Origin of the sequence: Vibrio sp. 10N.222.49.A3, assembly GCF_041475145.1 — a bacterium.
Lineage (GTDB): Bacteria > Pseudomonadota > Gammaproteobacteria > Enterobacterales > Vibrionaceae > Vibrio > Vibrio tasmaniensis_A.
The window spans coordinates 1-19,588 of record NZ_JBFRVM010000078.1; the positions used below are offsets into that span (position 1 = coordinate 1).

10 protein-coding genes and 2 pseudogenes are annotated in these 19,588 nt (G+C 42.0%); 4 read left to right on the top strand and 8 right to left on the bottom strand.

Annotated features, from left to right (window positions below; genetic code table 11):
• The first annotated feature begins 27 nt into the window (after positions 1-27).
• Together AB4589_RS14545 and AB4589_RS14550 are read left to right on the top strand one after the other, a co-directional pair.
• Entirely contained in the window at positions 28-390 is a 363-nt protein-coding gene (locus AB4589_RS14545; RefSeq protein WP_069595600.1) for an H-NS family nucleoid-associated regulatory protein, read from the top strand.
• A gap of 242 nt (positions 391-632) precedes the next feature.
• Positions 633-2,018: a GGDEF domain-containing protein gene (locus AB4589_RS14550; protein WP_372100902.1), complete on the top strand. Its 1,386-nt coding sequence runs from the start codon at positions 633-635 to the stop codon at positions 2,016-2,018.
• Positions 2,019-2,095: 77 nt separating this feature from the next.
• Here AB4589_RS14550 and AB4589_RS14555 read toward each other — a convergent pair.
• The 6 genes and pseudogenes from AB4589_RS14555 to AB4589_RS14580 all read right to left on the bottom strand — a co-directional run bounded on the left by AB4589_RS14555 (position 2,096) and on the right by AB4589_RS14580 (position 14,204).
• Positions 2,096-2,924 (bottom strand): annotated as a pseudogene (locus AB4589_RS14555) (transposase).
• Between the two features lie 534 nt (positions 2,925-3,458).
• The gene (locus AB4589_RS14560) at positions 3,459-5,489 is read right to left on the bottom strand and encodes an ATP-binding protein (RefSeq protein WP_102535133.1); all 2,031 of its coding nucleotides are present in this window, start codon (positions 5,487-5,489) and stop codon (positions 3,459-3,461) included.
• A complete protein-coding gene (locus tag AB4589_RS14565; protein WP_102535132.1) occupies positions 5,489-6,724 on the bottom strand; it encodes an ABC transporter substrate-binding protein in 1,236 nt (411 codons plus the stop codon). Before AB4589_RS14565 ends, AB4589_RS14560 begins: the two co-directional genes overlap by 1 nt.
• 148 nt (positions 6,725-6,872) lie before the next feature.
• On the bottom strand, positions 6,873-8,060 hold the full coding sequence (locus tag AB4589_RS14570) for an EAL domain-containing protein (RefSeq protein ID WP_017097882.1): 1,188 nt from the start codon (positions 8,058-8,060) through the stop codon (positions 6,873-6,875).
• Positions 8,061-8,069: 9 nt separating this feature from the next.
• Positions 8,070-12,329 (bottom strand): CHASE domain-containing protein, encoded by a 4,260-nt coding sequence (locus tag AB4589_RS14575; protein WP_372100905.1) that lies wholly within the window; start codon positions 12,327-12,329, stop codon positions 8,070-8,072.
• A gap of 417 nt (positions 12,330-12,746) precedes the next feature.
• Positions 12,747-14,204 (bottom strand): annotated as a pseudogene (locus AB4589_RS14580) (IS3 family transposase).
• Between the two features lie 1,431 nt (positions 14,205-15,635).
• On the opposite strand from AB4589_RS14580, the gene AB4589_RS14585 reads away from it, so the two are divergent.
• Complete coding sequence (locus AB4589_RS14585; RefSeq protein ID WP_371692335.1) at positions 15,636-16,682, top strand: replication initiation protein; 1,047 nt, start codon at positions 15,636-15,638, stop codon at positions 16,680-16,682.
• Positions 16,683-16,854: 172 nt separating this feature from the next.
• Here the strand turns inward: AB4589_RS14585 and AB4589_RS14590 are convergent, their stop codons facing one another.
• Positions 16,855-18,009 (bottom strand): RNA-guided endonuclease InsQ/TnpB family protein, encoded by a 1,155-nt coding sequence (locus AB4589_RS14590; RefSeq protein ID WP_372100907.1) that lies wholly within the window; start codon positions 18,007-18,009, stop codon positions 16,855-16,857.
• A gap of 44 nt (positions 18,010-18,053) precedes the next feature.
• On the opposite strand from AB4589_RS14590, the gene tnpA reads away from it, so the two are divergent.
• Positions 18,054-18,482: an IS200/IS605 family transposase gene (tnpA, locus tag AB4589_RS14595; protein WP_102535129.1), complete on the top strand. Its 429-nt coding sequence runs from the start codon at positions 18,054-18,056 to the stop codon at positions 18,480-18,482.
• A 151-nt stretch (positions 18,483-18,633) separates the two neighbouring features.
• On the opposite strand, the gene AB4589_RS14600 is transcribed toward tnpA, so the two are convergent.
• On the bottom strand, positions 18,634-19,587 hold the full coding sequence (locus AB4589_RS14600) for a ParB family protein (RefSeq protein ID WP_198594978.1): 954 nt from the start codon (positions 19,585-19,587) through the stop codon (positions 18,634-18,636).
• Position 19,588: the final 1 nt, after the last annotated feature.

Sequence of the window (19,588 nt, forward strand, 5' to 3'; positions counted from 1 at the left end):
CAGATCGTAGGTTCTTGATTTAGTTCCATTGAATTACGCAACAAAGCCCTTAATATCCGCTCGCTTCGGGCGTTCTCTCGTGAATTAACACTTGAGGAACTTGAAGAAGCACTTAAGAAGTTAACGACCGTCTTTCTTAAACGCCAAGAAACAAAATTCGCTGAAATCGTAAATCACATCAAGGTTGATGTTGAAGCTCTCATAGAAGCTCTATCAGGAAAATCAAAAAAGAACACAAAAGGTAAACGTAAGCCTCGCCCTGCTAAATATAGATACACCGACGGGAACGGCAGAGCACAAACATGGACTGGTCAAAGTCGCACCCCTTCCATAATTCAAGAACAGCTTGATGCTGGTAAATCACTTGATGATTTCTTGATCGCGAAATAGTCGCTTCTTTCCCCCCTCCTGCAGTAGGAAGATTTGATCTTGTTGTTAACAACAAGATCAATATTCATATAGAAACGAAACAGAAGCCTTGTTTAAGTTAGTTCGATAGGCCTGAAACCGAAGGCGGGATCCCCATCCTTATTAATGATAATATTAAACGCAGTATTTGGGAAAAATCTCCTAGATTGAATCATTATCTATAAAAGTTAAGTCCTAAGACACCCAATGAAGGCGATATATAAATGGCAAAAAAAAAACGAGCACTCACTTCACTCACTCTTTTTTACAGCCAAGTTTTCTGCAAGGTGATTGCAGCTTTGTCTGTTCTCATTTTAGCTTCCTATCTTTTTGATATTAAATGGCTCTATCGACCAACAAGCCATGGGGCAGCTACGCATCCTATAACTGCTTTTATCTTTTTACTTCTTTCTTGCGCCTGTATTTGGCGGAAAAAGAGTCTGAAGATAACCAGAAGCCTCGTAAGCCTTGCTTTTTTCATACTTGTCATTCGTTTCTATCAACAAAGTACTGGAATTAATTTAATTGACCCTGTTCTAAGTTATTTCATCTTTTTTGATACCCCACTTCACGCAGAGTCTCCCATCGAGATGGGGTTTAATACATCAGTAATGCAACTTTTTGCTGTCATAGCCATTTTTTTCCTCTTAAATAGACGTCCTTGGTATCTAATACAAATTTTTGCCATTACCGCTATTTTCCTCCCATTTGTCTCAGCCGTTGGTTACGCTTATGGTATTGATTCATTTTATGGCCAGATGTCTCCGGTCACCACTATATTAGGGTTCTTTTTAACCATATCAATTTTTGGTCTCACAGCCCACCGAGGCGCACTTAAAACACTCTTATTACCTACTTTAGGAGCGAAAATAGCGCGTACGCAGTTAATCTTTGGGTTGTTATTTTGCCTAGCTGGCGGCTTCCTCACCACTTATATTTTGGATGATGAAACCAGCGGTTTTGCTATCTATGTAGTGGTGGTCTGTACGTATATCACCTTTACAATGCTGGCTAGTGGTATTACTTATGAGCAATTCGATAAACGTAGACGCCTCCTTGAAAAACAACTCCATAAATCCGCAATTACTGACTGGTTAACTGGATTGTATAACCGATCAGAGTTCGATCAAAAAATCCAAGCAGTATTTGAGCAACAAAACCTGAACCAGGAAATAAATAGTTTACTATTAATAGATATTGATTTTTTTAAGCAATTCAATGATACCTATGGGCACTTACTAGGGGACAAAGTTTTGCAGCTCGTCGCTAATGTTCTGAAAAACAATACACGCTCTTCTGATCTAGTTTGTCGTTATGGTGGAGAGGAATTCACTATTTTACTTCTTCAAACAGATCTTGAAATCGCCAGCAAGATCGCTGATAACTTAAGAATATTGGTGAGTGAACAAAACCTCACAGCCCCCCTAGAATACGAATCAGATCAGCAAGTGACCATCTCTATAGGATGCGCTAGCCTCTCACAAGCGGAGACAGTCAAAGAGGTGATTAAGCTAGCGGATAATGCTTTATATGAAGCAAAGAAACAGGGGCGAAATAGAATATGTCTCGCTCACGATAAGAGTGAACACAAAACTTATGACAATTTTTAGCGGCATCGAGAAATCCTAAGAGCGGTTTTGTTGCGTAATTAAATTTAGAGATAGAGCTACCCCGTTTCGCATGCTTTTTAGTCAATACGACAAGTTTCAGGCATACCTAACCCAGTAAGCTTGTTCAACGCTTTTATCATCGCGTAAGTTTCACCCACCTGCGCATTGTAATTTCTTAAGCTCAATCGCCCTCCTAGCAACTGTTTAACTCGATACATCGCTGTTTCTGACAGTGAACGTCTGTGGTATCCATACCGCTCTTTCCAATACTTATGTGAGCCGTATAACTTCTGGCAACCCACGGCGAGATTTCGGGGGTGACCACGCTCCCAGAAGGTTGTTCCTTCTGACTCGCTTAATCTTAATAGCTGCGTGCCACGCTCTCGTGTCGTGAGCGCCATCACCAGACACCTCAAGGAGGCTTCGGCGTGTTTGTTTCAGTAAGTTAGGGAGGACTTCTCCATCTGTAACCGTCGATAAACTTAGCTCGGCTGCAATAATTTCATGAGTGCTTGTATCGACTGCAATATGTGCTTTCGCCATAAACCTTAAGGCCAGTAACATCAGTGGCTAGGTGCTGTATTGCTCCTTAAATGAGCCCCCAACTTGCTTAGCTCTACGCTGATGCAGGTGTAATGTGGACAACTTAATGGAACATGGAAATCTAAATAGCGAGTCGACAAATCCTTATAGCGCTCTCAGTGGCATAGAAAACACGCGTTTCACCATGAGTGCTGTCGTGATAGCCAAATCACTGAACCGACGTGGTCTCCCGCGCTTATTCTGTTTGCTTTGCGCCCAACCGCTTATCGCCTCTTCATCAAACCAAAAGGTCAGAGAACCACGGTTAATGAGTGATTGGTTGTATTGCTTCCAGTTGGTTGTTTTGTAAAGAGGTTTAGGAATAGGGCTGCGAGAGAGAGTGGATGTAGCTGACCAGATCGTAGGTTCTTGATTTAGTTCCATTGAACCACATTGGTTATATACTTACTCATAGCAAGCTACCCGCTCAAGCGTATGTGTTTAGCGCTGCCAATATTCAACGAGTCATGAAGAATTAAGGAATTAGCTGCCAAACCGCTACAATGACACTCGCTTCCAAAAGCAAAAGGTTCTCTATTTAATAAAAACTGCGGTTTATTTGCTTGGTTCCGAAATAATGTTTCACGAGTAAAAGCCTAAGTTAAACCGGATAACCAAACTCGGCGACAAGTATGTACACTATAAGCTCATGGCGTTAGAACAGCGATTGTCAATCTTTTTGGGGAAAAACTGAGACAATGGTGTCGAGGAATTTTAGAAAGAGCTGGGCAATAGTGACCTCCCCGCAAAAACGCCCGGAGCATAAGATTACTGTTACACAACCAAACTGAATATGAAAACTATGCTTTTTATACCTAACATTTCTCTCTGTGCCCAAAGCTAGTCATGCAGATTAATTTATGGACTGTTGGCCTTTTCTACAGCTTGGTTTGACAGATATTGATTAAAGACCGAATCTAACACCCCCTCATTGACTGGTTTTGTGATGATTTCTGCGCAGCCAACCTCACGCATTTTAGTTAGGTTTTCCTCGAAGGCATCAGCGGTACAAGCGATGACGATGCTATCACTATAGGGTGAAGATAAAGCCTTAATACGTTTCGTAGCCTCAGTACCATCCATAATAGGCATATGGTTATCCATCATGATTACGTCATAAAAGGTTCTGCTCGCTTGCTCAAAACCTTTTTGTCCGTCAAGGGCAATATCACACTTAAAACCTCTTTTCTTTAGGAATTTAGATAGGATGATGCTATTTACACGATTGTCTTCAACAATCAAAGCTTTCAGCCCTTCGCCATTAAATAACTTCATTGGTTCATTTATTTGCTCTCTAGGCTGTGATACAACTTTGACAGGCACGCAAATGATAAAGCGTGTCCCTACACCTACTTTACTTTCCAAGTTAAGCGTGCCATGCATAGTATCTACGAGCTTGGAAATAATAGTTAAGCCAAGTCCAGTCCCGCCAAATTTACGCGTAGTTTTCCCATCGCCCTGAGTGAATGGGTCAAATATCGTTGCTTGTTTCTCTGCGGGGATACCAATTCCCGTATCAGACACCTTAATTTCTAGATAATCGTTGTTATTCATTTGCGTGAGCCGGGTAGAAAAATGGATCTCCCCTTTTTGAGTAAACTTCCACGCATTATTGAGAAGATTAAGAGCTATCTGTGCTAACCGGGTCTCATCGGCAACTAGGTGTATTGATGTTTCAGAATAGGCCGTTCCTTCAAACGTTATACCTTTATCTAAGCATAAGGGTCGATAACTATTTTCAATTTTATTGTGTAGGTCAGCCAGTTTAAATTCAGAAAGATTAAGCGTCAGCTTACCAACCTCAATTTTAGAAAAATCTAGTATATCGTTGAGAATTGAGATCATATGGTGCCCGGAAGAGAGCAAGGTTTGTTCAAGCTCATGACGCTCATCTTTATTTTTACACTGTGTCAGCAGTTGAGCTGCCCCCAAAACCCCGTTCATAGGGGTTCTCAACTCATGACTAATAGAGGCTATGAATTGTGATTTAGCGACACTTGCGGTTTGGGCTTCAATGGCTACTTTTTTTAATCGGCGCTCAGACTTTTCTAGTGACTGATAAGGAGATATGAGGAGCTTTTTACCTGTAAAATAGACCAATATATATGTCAACGCACCAGCTATCGATAACGCAACGATGAGTGAACGGATAAATTGGTTACGATTGTTTTGATAGATAGCAGGGTTAATACTGTAAACTAAATCCAAGTCGTATCTAGGGAGGTATGTTGTATGTTGCGTCCAATCAATTGGGGGAGGCATACCCCAACTATTATCGCTTTGAATTAAACTTACTTGATATTGTTCGGAGAACCTCAACGGTGATAAAAAGGCGTCAATATCAAATGGCTTCACATACACAAGTAAACCTTCTAGAAAACCGTTGTACAGTATTGGAAGAGCAACCATTAAGTTATTACTATCATCTTGAAAGGTAAATACCCTAAACACACTCGATAGATCTCCTTGTTCAATCTTAGTGTGCAGTTGAGCGAACAGTTCATCCGGTAAGGTTAACTCTTGATAAATTGGGTCACCAAGAATATCCAAGATCACAATATAGTGCTTACCCGTCACTGGTTTCACGATTGCTAGTCTATCACTAATCTCTTGTGGTGTAGCCCCCCCCCCTAAAGCGGTAGAAATCACCACTTGATGTGAGGCAATTTTCATCGCTAAATTTTCGGTATTATTCAGGGATTGGCTAATATAACTCTCTGCCGTACTTAGTTTAATTGAGGTATTGATTTTCTCCAGGTTTCTTATTGATTGCTGAGCTTGCTGCTCTAAAAGTCCATAAGTGATAAGAGCGAACACAACCATCGAGATAAACAAAAATACACCGTAAAGCTGAATACCACTGAGTTTTGGTCGAGCTTTATAGATCATTAATCTGCCTTATTAATCTTAGCTGAATCTAACAGCTTGATGGCTCCCACTTGAGTGTACCTCGCCATGCACAAATCATCGGCTCCTAGCGCCTCATGAGCATCAGGATGTGCCACGTCATAAACGCTAAATGGTTGTTCATACGTCTTTACCAAACCTTGAACCGGTGTGTCCACCTGCTCCAACGCCAGCTTAAGTAGCTGTCGATTATTCACCATATCATCGGTGAGGGTGATACTTTGTGCGGCTTGAATAAATACTTTAGCCAGATCATAGCCATGCACAAAGCCAGCTGGGGCGTCAATAAAATCATTTGTAAACTTATCAGGGAATAGCGCCGTAGCTTGGCGGTATACCTCCTTCGATAGATCGTTCTCCGGAGAGCTATAAAAATTAAAACAAGATTGAACAAAGCTTAAGGCAGTTCTCTGGCGAGCATCAAATGAAACTCGCTGAGAGAAACCACCTCCGGTGATCCCCCAATGACTGAAAATTTTTGGTGGTTGTTCAAGATCAGAGAGAGCTTTGACTAATAAGGGGCCTTCTCGTGAATTCCCTACAAACAGGACACATTCAACGCCGGTTCGATTAAGATCGGCGGCTATCACACGAGCCAGAGCCTCGTCAATTCCCCAATTAAACCAAGTAACCCGAGCTTTTAAGTGTGTGCTGTGGTCGGCTACTGATTGGAAAATCGTTTTGTAATTAGACTTACCCCAAGGCGTTTTTTCTAATAATAAGTCAACAGATTGGCAACCATTATTGATTGCTGTTGAGACCAGTTTCCCCCCAACTTTTGTGTCGTCAACAGAGAGGCGAAATACGAAATTCTTCTCAGACGGGTAGCGAGTTATAGGACCGCCTGCAGCCCATGGCACCAAAATCAACAGTTCACTTTCATTGATATAATCGCGATATTTTATCAGGGGGGAAGAATGCAACCCGGCGAAGAAAACAATTCCATTAGGGTCTTTCTGGTAGCGCTGCATATTGAGCTTGCTTCGCGCCGTATTCCCACGATGGTCAAGTACTTCGAACTCTACTGGAATGCCAAAAAGTTGATTACCATGCTGAGAAAAAGCCGTTTTTACACCCATTTCTATTGCCTCCGCTGAGGCTAGATGCACGGTTCGATCCGAGTCTAGATATACTTTGAGAACAGAAGGGGCTGTTATAGCTGGCGTAGAGCCAACCACAAATAAGCCGATGACTGTAGATTTAAGCCATTTTTTCATTCCGTAGCCCCCTTAATATAAGTTATTGTTTTATTTATGATTTGAATTCTAGACTAGATATTTAGACTTGCAAATGATTTAGAAGGAAAAGTACGGCAGAGGTGCATAAGTGATTCAATATTGACACCATTTACTCTTGAATTGAGGGTTAGCTCTCGACGCCTTCCCATTCATCTAACCATCGAGATAAATGATTTTCAGACATTGGCTTGGCAATAAAGTAACCCTGTGCGACATCACACCCTATCTTACGTAAATACACCCAATCCTCAAGATCTTCCACTCCCTCAGCCACGGTCTGCATTCCTAATTGCTGGGCCATCTTGAAACTGGCTTCAAAAATCACGCGTAAAGACTTATTTTTATGGGCCCCATGCACAAAACTTCGGTCGATCTTAAGCTCACTGAATGGAATATCTCGTAACTGGGCCAACGAGGAATACCCCGTCCCAAAGTCATCAATAGATAAAGCAACACCTTTAAGTCGCAGTCGTGTCAGGATGTCCAACGCTAACTGCCGATCATTCATCAGCCGGCTTTCCGTTACTTCCAAGACTAAGTTTGACAATGGGACTCTAGCCTCATGTGCAATGTTTTGAATCTTATCTGGAAACTCCAAGGACGTCAGACTTTCCATTGAAATATTGATTGACATACAAAGCTTTGCGCCCACAGATTGCCAACGTTTGCTCTGTTCCAGAGCATTAGCTAAGACAACCATCGTCAAGTCATCTATCAGTCCATACTCTTCAACAAGTGGGATAAATTTATCAGGTAACACTAGGCCATCTTTAGGGTGTTGCCAACGTACCAAAGCTTCTACACCGACAATTTCACCATCTCGAAGCCTGACCTGTGGTTGGTAGTAATTGATTAGCTCACCTTGTTGAATAGCTCGACGCAGATCAGCTTCAGAATACTCTTTCAGGTCATCAAAACATTCCGTCTCTAGATGAGCGGCCTGATGCTCAATAATTTCTTTTAACTGAGTGGGACTAAAAGGCTTATGGAGACAACCAAAAATATTAAGTTGATAAGTGGTTGCCAGCTTTTTAGCACTGTCTAGAATGGCTTGTTCTTCACCACTCATCAAAATAACACCTCCCTGGTAGCCTATACGCCCCAAGTGACGGACAAACTCTACTCCGTCCATCTTTGGCATCTGCAGATCACAAAAAATTAGTTCTACCTCTTCAGGATGCATTTCTAATTTTTGAAGAGCATCAACAGCATGTTCATATTGATGAACAACAACCTTTTCATTCACAAAATCCTTTAATTGATGAGCAAGCAACTTCATTAAAAACGGCTCATCGTCAATCAACATTATCGCCATACACTTCTCCTATATAATTTTTTTATCAAGGTAGCAGATCACTTCCTCTTCCGTCTCTGCAAAACACTTATCTAACAGAGTCATGGTCAACTCCACCACTGCGACATCACCTATAGTACAAGCATTTTCAAGCTCGGCACACAAGTCACCTAATCTCATCGCGCCCACTGAACGAGATGAAGATTTGAGCTTATGAGCGATACTGCTCACTTCTCTAATATCCTTAGCGGAAGAAGCGGCTCTTAACTGTTCCTGCTGTCTTGTCATTAAACTCAAAAAATCAGTCAAAAAATCACACATAACAGCTGGCTCATTTCCGACAAGCTCAGCGAGCTTACTGACAGTCAATATTTCAGAGTCCCTAGGCTGTTCCTCTTCAAGTAATCCAAGTTCAGGCACTCCATTCTGGTTGGGCAACCATGTTTCAAGAGCCTCTTTAAGTAAATGAAGCTGGACAGGTTTTGTAAGGTAATCATTCATTCCTACCGCCTTGGCTCGACTCTTTTCACCTCTCAAAGCGTTGGCTGTCAAAGCTAGGATAGGTTTTTGTGCCCTCTCCAAGTTATCCTGTCGTATCGCTTCCGTTAATGCATAACCATCCATTTCCGGCATATGTAAATCCGTTAATAGCAACGCATAACTTCCCTCTTGCCAAAGTTGATAAGCCACCAATCCGTTCTTAGCAACCTCTGCCGCATAACCTAGTAGACTCAACTGTTTAAGGATGACTTTTCGGTTGATGCTATCATCCTCTGCAACCAAGATTAACCGTCCTTCTGCACGGGCTTGTGCCACACTCGGTGCCGCAGTTAACGGCAGAGACTCTTCCCCCACTTGATCAAGTATTATTTCAGGCGAAACAATTCCGGCAGCCACTGAAACAGACTGTAAAAACTCTTTTCGCCGCAATAGGTTACAATTTAGAGCAACAAATTCAGGGGATTCAAATTTCAGGGGCCGAGGCTGATCTCGAGTCATCAACAAGTGCCTAATATACCCACTTTCAATTCGTGAACTTTTCAATGTTTTCAGAAAAGCGATGGTAAGTTCCGGGACATGTTTTTGCGGACCAATAATTATAACGACAACCTCTTCAAGCAACTCAGCAATACGTAACGCTTCGGAATGGGTGCTAACAACTTGAACATTAGCACCCGAATGCTCGAGGTAAACTCGTAGAGCGTCAGTATCAAATACTGAGTTCTCAACTAGGATACACTTTGTCTCTGAGAGTAACGATAAAGGTGGTAAGATCTCTTTCTGATAAATTGCTAAAGGTAAGCTAACTGTGAACGTAGAGCCTTCTCCTAACTGACTGTTTACTTTAATATCTCCGCCCATTAAGTCCACTAAGCGCTTCGAGATCGCCAATCCTAACCCAGACCCCCCAAAACGACGCGTTGTGGATGACTCAGCTTGAGAGAAAGAAGTAAATAACATAGCTAAGGCATCCGACGATATTCCAATGCCGTTATCCTCGATATTGACAACCATTTTATTATCAACAATGTTCACGCGGACTGAGACGTCTCCTCGTTTTTCCTTACGACCACCACTAAACTTAATTGCATTACCAATTAAATTATAGAAAATTTGCCGCAACCGGATTGGATCAGACAAAATATAGCTTGGAAAAATCGGGGCAATAAATAATTGCAAGTCAACCTCTTGCTTCTCAGAAACGGAGACAAGCGAGGAGCATACCCCTTCTATAAGTTCTTCGACAGATACCGGAAATTTTTCAAGATCTAGCTTACCAGCTTCAATTTTTGAGAAATCTAAAATATCATCGATGAGCCTCAGCAGGGCAAACGCAGAGTCATGAATAGTTTTAACTTCATCAACTTGATGGCACTCCAGCTGACTGTGTGACAAAACCTCTAACATACCAATAACCCCGTTCATTGGCGTCCGTATTTCGTGGCTCATTGCCGCCAAGAAAGCCGATTTAGCATGGCTTGCTTGTTCCGCCTCAATTCGAGCTTGCTCTAGCTTTTCATTTGTTGACCGTAATGACGCTGTGCGTTCAGACACCCGTTGGGCAAGTTTTTTACGCTCCTGCTCTATGACAAAATTGGCCGCTTTTTGCTGCTTGGTTGCCTCCTCAAGTTGTCGTAAAGCCTGATGACGTTCGGTTACGTCCCTAACCATTGAAATACAACGCCTTTTCCCTCCAGGTAGAAAAATGTACTGAAGATTGACTTCGACTGGAATGAGATGACCATCTTTATGTTTATGAACAGTAGAAATATGGACAACCTGCTGTTCGCCATTTAACAAGGGTTCAAGCAACTTCCGGTAACGGTTTTCATCGAACTCAACTTTGAAATCAACGTCAGTAAGATCCAACAACTCTTCTCTGGAATAACCAAGTTGACAAACGGCACCTTCATTAACATAGCTGTGGCGAAGCGTTTCTGGATCAAAGATAAATGCCCCATCTTCAATGGCATTCAGCATAGCCATCGCTTCTTTATTTTTCCTCTCTGACTGAACACGCTGGGTAATATCCCGAATAGCGACGGCCACCTGCAAGCCCTTTTCCGACTCAACAGGGCTTAAACTAATGTCAACCGGAAAATCAATCCCCCCTTTACGTCTAGCCATGGTAGAGAGTTGCTCAACACGAGCTCCTTCACCCAATTCTTCATTCTCGAAGAAAGAGCTATTGATATTTGAATAAATACCAGGTAAAAATCGATCTATTAATTGGCCTTTAAGTACATCTTTCCCCCAATTAAAAACAACCTCAGAATGGCTGTTGGCCTGAGTAATACAACCCCCCCTCTCTATTATCAGTATAGCATCAGGTGCAAACTCAAAAATATCAATGAAACGACGTTCATGACGCCTATTTTCAGTTACGTCGTGCATAGCAACCACAGCACCTAGGCGCTTACCATCGAGATCACAAATCGGAGCTCCACTGGCCAAGACGAAGCGGGGACTTTGACCATTAGCGGTTATGCAAAGTAGATCATTTTGAATATGCTCACCATTAAATGCTCTAAGCAACGGTATGTTTTCTTTCGCCATCGGTGTTCGCCCGTCACCTTCATATAAATTGTAATAATTACTCCAGAGTTCGGGGGGAATCTGTAATGGGTCAGATCCATGCCACTCTCTTGCTGTACGGTTAAATAAAGTTAAATTTCCGTCCGCGCCACAAGCCACCACCCCTTCACTCAAACTCTCTAAAAGCATTCGATTGAGCTCTTCTTGTCGCTTTAGTTCTTGAGTGCGTTCATTAACACGATTTTCTAACTCCTGGTTTAGGCTCTTAAGGGATCCTTCGGCTTCTCTCCTCGCCGAGGCCTCATGATGCAGCTTTTCAGTTGTTTGATGTGAAACAATCAACATCCGAAAAAGGAAAAAAAACAGAATACTTAAGAGCCCCCCAGTTCCAGCAACAATACGAGGCAGCGAAAAATCGAGACCGGCTTCAAACACGGGGGTAGAAGTATAGATGATCGTCCAATCTCGACCTGCAACATTAATCCCCTCCGAGCGTCGAAATGTCGATATGAATTGCTCGTCCACAATACTTAAGGCGCTATTCCCGTCATACAGCAAACTATTAGGGGTGTCTTCTGCGCCATCATATAACCGAAAGCTTACCGTTGAGACGTTAGATTGAAGGATACCTTGCATGAGATCTCTTGCGCGGAATGGGCTGTAAACATAACCAACAAAGGCCTCCCTTCGCTCTTCAACTGTATCAGGGGAATAAAGCGTTTTGTAGATAGGTAAATAAAGCAAAAAACCAGCTTGTTTATCCTCAGTAATCTCCTGAACTAACTCAACCCTACCGGATAAAGCAGCTCTTCCTGTATCTCTTGCCGTAGACATAGCCTGACGCCGAACGGCTTCAGAATACATGTCAAAGCCAAATGCCTGCCGGTTGCGAGCATCAAAAGGCTCCAAATAGATAATGGCCGTGTATTCATCTCGCGCTCCCTTAGGTTTAATCTCATACTGAGGAAAACCTTCCGCCCGAACTTGCCGCACATGCGCCTCTTTATCTCGCGCCGAAATAGGAATTGAAACACCAATCCCCTGTATACCAGGATAATGCAAGCCAAGATTTAACTTATCGATATAATTCGCCCACTCTTCACGATTGACCTGTTCAGAAGCAGCAAATAGAGCAACGCCCCCTGAGAGGGCCTGTTGATAATTCAACATGCGATTTTGGATCAACGCTTTAACGTCTTGGGTATAATTAGTAAAACGGCTTTCAGCATTGCGTTCAACATAATTTCGTGCCATAGACCAACACGCTATTGTTGCACTGAGTGACAATATTAATATACTTAAAGATAGCTTTATGGTCCGAGGCTTCCCAGTCATACATACTCCAAATCAACGATTGACGACACGAATTCTTACGAAACCAGTAAAAGGACGAACAAACTAGAACCTAATTAATATAAATGTATATCTACTAGTTGTAGTACAACACCAAACATAAGGAAAGGGCTCTATCCGCTTAGATGAGCTTGATTGATTGGTAAAAGTTAGAGTGAGTTTCTAGGATTGAATTTTGTCTAATCTTCAATTTAAAGGGGATTGTCGCACTTATTATCTGAAATCGGGTGTAAACGAAATTCCATATTGATAATCTACAAAATTATAGCCTTGGGATTCCGGTGTTTTTCAAGGTAGTTGTCATCATTTTCTTGCTTATTAAGCAGCTTCTCTTTCTGGATTTAGGTGAATGTCACCAACAGGCGCACAGTTCCTGATATCACCAGACCACTGCTCAAGCTTTCGCTGTTTTGCTGCTAGCAATACCTCTACACGACGCTTCAAGATATCTTTATCTTTTCCATTGTGACGCTCTGAAGGCGTGACGTGACGTAATTTAGCTTACTCTGCTTATGCTCGGTGTTGTACCAGCGTACGAAGGCTTCAACCCAACTTCGACTACTATCGATTGTTTCAAAGCCCTTTGCTGGCCAGCTTGGCATGTACTTTCCTGTACGGAACAATGACTCGACATACGGGTTATCATCACTGACTCTTGGCCGGCTATACGATGAGGTAATACCTAACTCTTCCATTTTTGCTTTAAACGTCAGCGACTTCATCGGTGCACCATTATCTGAGTGAAGAACCAGTGCTTGATTGAAGCATTGCTCTCGCATCAACGTTCGTTGCAGAAGTTGTGACGCCAGCTCACCGCATTCATGCTCATACACTTCATAACCAACAATTTTTCGACTGTAGATATCCTCAATGACATACAGGTAATAGTGTTGGCCTCGAACCCTTGAAGGTAAGTAATTGATATCCAATGCATAAAATTGGTTCGAGTCCGTCGCTGTGTAACTGGTTGGCTTCGTTTGCTTCTATCTGCTCCGCTGACGACCTCGTTTGTGAAGTTGCCCCTGCGTACTCAGCACTCAATAGTAGATCGACTCAGAGGCGATATACTCACCTCTCTCAAGCAGTGTCAGGACGATTTGAGTTGGAAGCAAGCTTGCGAACTCAGAGCGGTTACACACCTCACGCTCTTCCTGCGACAGCTTGTTAGCAGGCTCTGGTCTGATGCATATGGCCTTTTGTCAGCTTGGACTTCACCTTGCTGATACCAGCGACGATACGTTCTCAAGTCAATTTGAACTTCATGGCAAGCTGGCTCTAAACGGCATCCGCATTGCTTCGCTTCAAGGATAATCGTCACTATGGTCTGCCTTTCATCGGTTGAGGTTAGTCGTCCTCTGGCTCTTCCCCGTAAAAGGCTCTCAGCTTTTTTCTTAGTACCAAGAGGGCGGCCGTTTCAGCGAGCGCTTTTTCTTTGAGTCGTAAATCTTTCTTCAACTCTTTGATTTCAAGTTTGTCAGCTTTAGCCTGCTTCTTTGCTTCAGCTTCCCGCTCTTTACTCGACTTAAACCCTTGCATACATTCGCGGCGCCAGCTTTGGATTTGTTCTGGAAAAAGACCTTTTTCACGATCATATTGGTTGAGTTCACTTTCTATCATTGAGTAGGTTTTAGCGATAATGGCAAGTTTAGTTTGAGCAGACCACTGCTCTGATGAAGTGTTGGTATTTGGGACGGCGGCTCCTGAATGTCTGAGTTGCTGGCGCCAATGATACAGGGGCGCAGTGCTAATTCCTTCGTCTTCTGACACTTCTTCAATATCGCTTCTTTTCTTTCTACTGAGATACGAGACACAATTACTCTTTATCGCCCAAACTGGTTAAATTCTAACAGTGACAACTACCCTGCCAGATAGAGATAGTGTACGGTTTCGAGAATGACTTCAGAGGGAAAGTGGCAGCCTTTAAACATGACGATTCAGAGTGTTGAGTGGAAATTGAACAAATCCTAACCTAAAGCTTCAAAGTTTGCGATAGAACCATTTTCAGGTTGTCGAAGAATTGTGTGGGCAAGTTGATGTGGAAGTTGGCCATATTTCAGCAGATAAAATATACGATACCGATGACGTCTATGACGCATTAGCGAGCGAATTTCCAGAAACTGACATAGCGATTCCTCCCAAAGAAAATCTGTATGCTGACGACGCTCATAACCCTAAAAGGGTGAGCAATTTGGTGGTGTACTCTGCATTAAGTCCCACGCGCAGGCAAAAGACAAAGCAGTATGGAAAACGGAATGTCTCAGATAATGCAATGTAGCGTTACAAAACAATTATTGGCCCCAAATTACACAGTAGAGACTTTAACAATCAACAACAGGAAATGATGCAAGCGGCATCAATATTAAATCGATTTATGCAGCTTGGTATGACCGAGAGCTATCGAGTCGCCTAATGACATCAAAAGACAAAGTGGGTTGATTACGGAAACAAAGCCACTCAGAAGTGGCTGATGAACCGTACTTTTTGTCGCCCCAATATACAACGAGATTAAAAGATCTCCCTCAGATCATATATTGAAGGTTTCTAAACCTAGATTTGTGTATGGACAACTTTCGTGAGGAACGAGCGAATAGTTGTCCATACACAAATCCGACAAAGCAACGCCAAAGCGTTGCCCGTCAGGTTTATGCGTTCGTTACTCTTTATGGCACCAATACTTACGGAAATTGGAAGTCCGTAGTAGGAAAGTAGAAAAACATTGATCGATGAACGTTAAGCTAGTTTTTCTAATATTCTTTATTTTATGTGGATAAGTAGTTTTTTTATTTAATAAATTGAGTTTATCCACATTATCCACAATCTCTATAACAGTATATAACCTCTATATGATCTATAATTTATATAAGATCTATAATTGATAAAAAACACTTTAAAATCATAATGATATTGAGGTTTTGGCAACATATTATTAGTGTGATTGATCTTGTAGTTAGTCTTGTTGATCTTTTAATTAGTCTAGGGGTTACAAGAAATTAGTGTTATTGATCTAAATTTTAGTGTGAAGGTTACATTTTTTTAGTGTCCAAACAGACTTTATCCCATAAGTCTTGATATTGAGTGTTTCATTTTAGTATTTCTATTAAGGTTACAGGAATTTAGTCTAAAATTGTGAATTACGTTCTTGAGGTTACTGAAATTTAGTCTTATCCTTGTACTACACTAATAATCTGTTACCTGAAACTAATTACTATGACTGACCATCGACAGTTGATCACAACTGAAGACTACCGTGAATTGCCTAATGACTTTTTTAAGAAAAGCCATGCTTTAGTTTTTAGCCAGCTAGGACTGACGGCGAGAGAGCATGATACATTTGCACTCTTCCTCTCTCGACTACACGAAGACCATTGGGTTGCGTATCAGGAAGGTCGACACGTATACGCACCTGAATATACGTTTCAATCTGAAGTGTTAAAGGAGTGGTTTGGTCTTTCAGCAAAGCAGCTTTATCCAACATTAAAGCCTATGGCTAAAAGGCTCTCATCGCGCAAAGTAGGCTTAATGAACGATGCTGATCAAGAATTTGATTTTATGCCTCTTTTTAGTCGAGTTGCGTATAAAAAAGGGGCGCTAATTATGGTGCCTAACGCTGAATTAATGGATGCTTATCTTGCTCAGTCAGCTGGCCACGCTCAAATTAACCATTTATCTTTTCGTAGTTTGAAGTCAGAACATTCTAAGCGCTTTTACACTATTCTATCTCGCTTTAAAAAGCCTGGAATGAAGTTGCATGAGCAATCGATAGCGCAATTACATGGTTTATTCGGTCTCTTAGATGAGCAAGGGAAGTTAACCAAATCCAGTTACACCAACAACAAGGTCTTCATGGAACGATGTATTCGTAAGCCAATCGAAGAGCTTGCTTCTAACGAAGAAGTGAGAAAAGAGCTAAGCTTTTTGGTTGATGAAGAGTCTGGATCGTATGGTTATAAAGCTCGTTATCGAGGAAAGAGTATTGTTGCGCTTGAGTTCCTTTTCCAATGGAAGCAAAAAAGTGACAATAAAGGTGAGGCATTGGAAAGAGCAAAGTTAGCTGAAGAGCTAGCACCTGATAACCCGATGTTAAAACTCGCAAAAGAAGCCTTTAATATTGTACTTTCATACCCTGTCAATGGTGAGTTAAGTAAACACCATAAACTCGCCATTGAAAGTGTTAGGATGGGTATTATCGTAATGCCTGCAGATATGCAGTTTGATTCTATTTTCTATCACAGGTTAGAGTTAATGGAATTATGATTTTCAGGTAACAGATTTTTAGTGTTTTGCAGTTAACACTAAAAATTTGTTACCTTCAGTGATACTGATCTCAAGTTTTATATTCATCAACTTTGTTATGACATGTGACTACTCACCGCCTTATCAGGCGATGCTTCTTATTTCGTTAGCCGTTGCTCGATAGTATCGAGACTTACGCAGCCTCCATAAGCAGAAACGACCGTCCAGCCGCCTTTAATTCTAGAATGCCTTTATCACGAATATTAAGGGCGGCATTTAAGTCGCGATCAATATCCGTTGTACCGCAAGACGGACAATCCCATTTGCGAACTGATAAAGACATTTCTTCCATTTTATGATCGCAACAGTGGCATGTCTTAGAACTGGCGTACCACTGGTCGAGCTTTACTAGGTGCTTACCTTGCTCTTTCAGTTTGTATTCCAGTTTCGCAACAAAGCTATGCCATGAGGCATCAGCAATGTGTTTTGCTAGTTTGCGGTTTTTCATCATATTTGCTGATTTCAATGTCTCAACTATCACCGCTTGGTTTTCGTCAACGAGAGCTCGAGAGAGTTTGTGTTGAAAATCAGCGCGAGCATTCGCTACCTTTTCATGGCATTTAGCAACAAGTATTCGAGCTTTTGCACGATTAGCACTGCCTTTTGCTTTTCTGGATAGCTGACGCTGCTTACGTCTGAGATTCTTCTCAGCGCGTTTTACAAATCTTGGGTTGGCTGTCTTTCTGCCGTTTGACTCAATCGCAAAATGAGATAAGCCCAGATCGACACCTGTCACTGTTCTTACCGTGTGGAGTGGTTTTGAGGCTTCCACTCCATCATCCGCAAGGATTGATGCGTAGAACTTACCTGTCTTGCTCAGGCTTACAGTGATGCTTTTGACCACACCTGTAATCTCACGGTGAACATTCGCCTCTATAGGCTTAATTTTTGGAAGCTTAATTGCCCCATCAAGCACCTTTACACCGACACAGTGATAGCTCGACTGTTTGCCATGTCTACGTTTGAATTGTGGATACTTGGCTTTCAACTTCGGATTAAAGAAGTTATCGAAGGCTTGATGAAGATTGATCACCGATTGCTGTAAGGCGATTGAATCATATTGCTTCAACCAGTGGTATTTACGGGGTTTCTTGGCAACGGCAAGCAGTGGTTTTATATCCTTTTTGGGATTCAGTGTGACGCCATGCTTGCGGTACATGTGCGATTTTAAATGCAGAGCTTTGTTATACGCAAAACGTACGGCACCAAACTGAGCGATTAAAAACTCAGCTTGTTCTTGCGTTGGGTAAATGCGTATTTTTGTTGCTCTTAATATTTCAGTGCTCACATGTATAATTACTTTATATTATTGTCTTATGTGGAGATTGTAAAGTGAGTGTGCACAACAAAGAGTTACTTCAAGATTACCTCAGAAAAAGGCACAGCGTGAGCAAGTTGGTCGTTCATCTAGTATTTACAACGAAGTACAGACGCAAGTTGTTTACTGGAGTTATGATCGAACAGTTAAGAGAAGCCTTTGAGTCAGCGTGTGTAAAACTTGAGTGTGAATTGATAGAAATGGATGGTGAACAGGATCACGTTCATTTACTGATCTCATACCCTCCAAAACTTTCAATCAGTGTAATGGTTAACAACTTAAAAGCTGTTTCATCCCGTATGCTACGACTACAAAACACGCACCTTACGAGGCAAAGTAAAAGCTCTGCCCTATGGTCTCGCTCATACTTTGCTTGCACTGCTGGCGGTGCGACTATTGAAACGTTAAAAGCTTATGTGGAAAGTCAATCGACCCCAGATTAAGACGCTATCGCGTCTTACGCCTTATATCCCCGCCCTCATCGGGCGAGGATTTACGGCGAAATTGCTAAATAATGAGGTGGTTTGTTGTTCATAGGGCAAAACAACCCCCATTGTCCCCATTAAAAACCCCGCTCATTGGCGGGGTTGTTATTTACTTATCTTGCACTTTTTCAGAAACAAACCGTATGATATCGTCATACACCTCAACGGGCAATCTACTCAATTCAATCTTAAGCCCCCGCTTATCACTGCTGTGAGATACCTTTGCATACTTGTTCTTGTCATCGAACAGCGCTAATGGTTTAGTCTTCCAGCTTATTTTATCTTTACCCTTTAAAAGCTTCGACTCCATCTGAGCAAGAACTTGCTTTTGTTTATCTTCTACAGAGACTAAATTATCTACATCCACCTTAAGTGAACTGATGAAATGTGCCGTTGTAGTACCTTCTTTATCTAACTGCTTTTCCACTTTAGCCAGCTTAGCGTAGTAACTATTTGGGATCCCTTCGCAATCAGGAAAGACCTCAATCAAACGCTGATCAACTGATGCTGCAGCAAAGCGCTTCCGGCAAGTTTCACGTCCAATATTCAGATAGTCAGCTAGTTCATCGAGCTTCGTAAAGCCTTGTGCTTGCATCACGCTTTTGTAATCAGCTCCCAATTCTCGGTAAGACAAGCGCTTTACAGATTGAGTAGTTTGAATAAAAGCGATCAAATCAGCTTGGTCGATCTCCCCTTCAATAACCCATAGAGGTAAATCTTTTTTAGCATGGATGCAAGTGAAACGGCGACGTGAGCTATCAAGTAACTGGTAAGTGCCCCGCCCGTCTTTGGTCGCGACGCCTTCAGTATGTACGCCCTCTTCCTGAACGCTTGGTAATATATCACGCACAGCATCAAGCGTGAGCGAATCTTGGCGACGTGGATTTAAAGGGTGAATTGCAGTTTTAACTTCAAGTTCATCTGATTTAACCACCACTCTTTCTGCAGTGGCTGTTTTACCGCTAGCAAACGTGAATGTTTTTTTAGGGGGTTCGGCTTTAACTCGTTTTCCTAATTGATTGCCTTGGTTAAAGCCGGTTCGCTTGTCTTGAGGTCGTAACATG